This is a genomic window from Streptomyces triticirhizae, from assembly GCF_003696235.1.
Lineage (GTDB): Bacteria > Actinomycetota > Actinomycetes > Streptomycetales > Streptomycetaceae > Streptomyces > Streptomyces triticirhizae.
In genome coordinates this window covers 1-3350 of record NZ_RFFJ01000334.1, presented here as the reverse complement: position 1 = coordinate 3350, position 3350 = coordinate 1, and the positions used below count along the sequence as shown (strand labels likewise).

2 protein-coding genes and 1 pseudogene are annotated in these 3350 nt (G+C 74.7%); all 3 read right to left on the bottom strand.

What is annotated here, in order from left to right; genetic code table 11:
• Window positions 1-617: 617 nt before the first annotated feature.
• Entirely contained in the window at window positions 618-1514 is an 897-nt protein-coding gene (purU, locus tag EBN88_RS29200; protein WP_122400006.1) for a formyltetrahydrofolate deformylase, read from the bottom strand.
• A gap of 33 nt (window positions 1515-1547) precedes the next feature.
• Window positions 1548-1994 carry an SCO4402 family protein gene (locus EBN88_RS29195; protein ID WP_233581105.1) on the bottom strand — a complete coding sequence of 149 codons (447 nt, stop codon included), beginning with the start codon at window positions 1992-1994 and terminating at the stop codon, window positions 1548-1550.
• 74 nt (window positions 1995-2068) lie between these two features.
• Window positions 2069-3350 (bottom strand): annotated as a pseudogene (locus tag EBN88_RS31010) (hypothetical protein); the annotation flags it as partial.

Genomic DNA, 3350 nt, shown 5'->3' with positions numbered 1-3350 from the left:
CGCGCCAACGCTGCGCCGGCGCGCGTCCGAGGCGGGCCCGGTCGGGGCCGGGATCTCCGTGCCGGAGCGCCGCGCGCGCCGGGGTCGGCGCGGTCCCCGCAGGAGGCGCTTCGCGCCGGCGGCCCCACGCCCACGCCCTGAGGCTTCGCACCGGAGCCGGTGGCACAGCACGCCACGGTCCGGTGGGGACATCACGGTCACTGCCGACCGGGGTTTCCGCGCCGGCGCGGGATGTCGGGCCCGCACGGCAACCCCGACAGGTGCAACCGCCCCACCACCAAGACCCCACCGGACACCGCCATTCAGCCCGGGACAGCCGTGAACCGAGCGTCCCGGCTACCCCACCCAGGCGCGACGCGGCCCCCGCCGGGCACCCCGGCGCGCGCAACCGTTCGACGGCACCGCCACGTTGAGCACCAGACGGATGCCATGCCCTCGGCCCCGGGCCTGCCCCGCCGGCGCAAGCCGAACGCCGGAGGGCCGGAACCGCCCCGCTCGGACAGACCACGGCGGAAGCCACACCCCACGCACCGTCGGCCAGCGCCGAAGCCCCGCCCGCTCGCCCCGGGCCCGGGCCGCCTGCGGCCGGGGCGGCTCCGGCCAAGGCCGGCAAGGCCCTAGTCGAAGACGACCGTGCGGCGCCCGTTGAGGAGGACGCGGTGTTCGCTGTGCCACTGGACCGCGCGCGCCAGGGCGCGGCACTCGACGTCGCGGCCGACGGCGACCAGTTGGCTCGGGGTCAGCTCGTGGCCGACGCGCTCCACCTCCTGCTCGATGATCGGGCCCTCGTCCAGTTCGGCGGTCACATAGTGCGCGGTCGCGCCGATCAGTTTCACGCCCCGGGCGTGCGCCTGGTGGTACGGCTTCGCGCCCTTGAAGCTCGGCAGGAACGAGTGGTGGATGTTGATCAGTCGCCCGGGCAGCTTCTTGCACAGGTCGTCCGAGATCACCTGCATATAGCGGGCCAGCACCACCAGTTCGACCCGTTCGCGTTCCACGATGTCGAGCAGCGCGGCCTCCGCCTCCGGCTTGGTGTCGGGGGTGACCGGAATATGGTGGAACGGAACGTCGTAGGAGGCCGCGAGTTCGGCGAACGTCGGGTGGTTGGAGACCACGCCGGCGATCTCGATCGGCAGCGCGCCGATCCGGGTGCGGAAGAGCAGGTCGTTCAGGCAGTGCCCGAACTTGCTCACCATCAGCACCACGCGCATCTTCGTGTCGGCCCGGTGCAGCTGCCAGTCCATCTGGAAGGAGTCACCGACGGCGGCGAAGCTGGCGCGCAGCTTCTCCAGCGTCACCGGCGGCTGTCCCGAGAAGTGCACCCGCATGAAGAACAGGCGGGTGTCGCGGTCGCCGAACTGCTGGCTGTCCTCGATGTTGCAGCCGGTCATGAAGAGGTAGCTGGAGACCGCGTGCACGATGCCCGGCTTGTCCGGGCAGGAGAGGGTGAGCACGTACTGCTGGCGCCCCGGCTCCTCGGTCGGCTCCGGGTCCCGGTCGGTGGTGGTGGTCATGGTGGTCAAGCCTGGCACACCCGGGCGGGTCCGTCAGACAACGCGGGCCGCCGCCGCCAACTCGTCCAGGGTGCGCGGGGGCGCGTCGGGGTCCTCGCCGTCGTTGACCGCGAGCCGCACATGGGCGTCGCGCGCGGCGGCCACCGCCTCGGGCCAGCCGGGGTGGCCGAGGTAGTCGGCGACGGGGGCGTCGGCGCCGACCTGGTGCATGATGCGCAGCACCCGGAGCACGGCGGCGTCCACCAGCGCGGCCTCCTCGCCGTCCCGGAAGACGGCTCCGACGTACTTCTCGGCCGACCAGTTGTCAAGCCAGGTGTCCTCGACCAGCCGGTAGACCGCGTCGGTCACGTCGCCGTAGCCGGGCACGCCGGCCAGCCAGCAGTTCTGGTGGAACACGGGATCGGAGAGCATGTGCAGCGCCGAGCGAACGTTGGCCCGCCAGCGCCACCAGGGCATGTCGTTGAGCGGCATACCCGCCATGGTGGTGGAACCGCGTGGTCGACGGGAAGACCTTTCCGTACCTTGCACGCCGACCGATGCTACGGGGCGCCGGCTCACAGCTGGGTGGCGGCCCTCTCCGGGAGGTCGTACCGGCCGGCCAGCGGGTTCCACAGCTCGGCGGCCCGTTCCTTGGCCTCGGTGGCCCGGCCGCTGGCCGCGTCGCCCTCGCTGGCGCGCTGGGTGTGCTGCGCCTGGCCGCCCCGGCAGACCTGGCCCCGGTTGGCGCGGGCCTCGTCGGCCCAGGCCGCGTAGTGCTCGTCGGCCTCGGCCGACGCCTGCCACGCCTCGGTCAACGCGGTGATCAGCTCCTGGCTGTCGGGCAGTTGGTCGAGGGTCAGCTCGTTGAGCCGGTCCACGAGGCCGGTGCGCTGGTCGGCGGCGGCCCGCAGGTCGGTGGCGGCGGCCTCCAGCTGTCGGCACTCGCGGATGTTGGCGACGGACCGGATCACGGAGTCCCGGCTGTCGTTGCTGTCGGCGAGCAGCTCGGAGAGCGACTCGGCCTGGGCCCTGACGGCCTCCTCGTCGTTCTCGTCGGCGCCGCCCGCCTCGCCGTTCTCGTTCTGCTCCTCCTCGCCGCCCGAGCCGCCGGTGTCCTCGGCCTGCGCCTCGGGCGGAACGCCGCCGTCCGAATCCTCGCCGCCGTCGCCGCCGCTGAGCAGGTAGCCGGCCAGCAGGCCGACGACGGCACAGCCGGCGATGACGCCGCCGACCAGCAGCTTCGGGTTGCGCCGCCGCTCGGGTTCGGGCGGCTGGCCGCCCCAACCGCCGCCGGCGGGCCCGCCGTTGCTCCAGCCGGCGGGCGGGGGCGGCGGCTGGCGGTCGGCGGCGGAGCGGAACAGCTGGTCGAAGTCGCCCTGGACGGGCGGCAGCGCCTGGGTAGCCTCGACGCCGCCGGTCGGGTCCTGCGGCTGCCGCGCCTGCTGCGGGGAACGGTGCCGGCCCGGCTGCCGGGGCGGGATCGCCCGCAGCCGGGTGGTCTCCTCGGGGTTGCCTACGGCGCCCGGGGTCGGCCCCTCGTCGACGACGACCGGCGGGATCAGCTCGGTGGCGTCCTCGTTGCCGGAGCCGGAACGGGGGCCGGAGCCGGGGCCGGTTTCCGGAGCGTCGGCGGTCACCGGCGGGATCAGCTCGGTGGCCGCGTCGTTCGGGTAACGGTCGGTGACCAGCGGGATCAGCTCGGTGGCCCCCTCGTCGGGCGCCCCCGGGGCCCCCTGCCCCGGCCCGGCGGCCTGCTGTGCTCCGTTGAACGGCGGCCCCTGCGGCGGCCGTTGGCCCCCCGCCGGCCGGGGCGGCGGGGTCGCCCGCCCGTGCCGGCCACGGCCGGGGCGCGGGGTG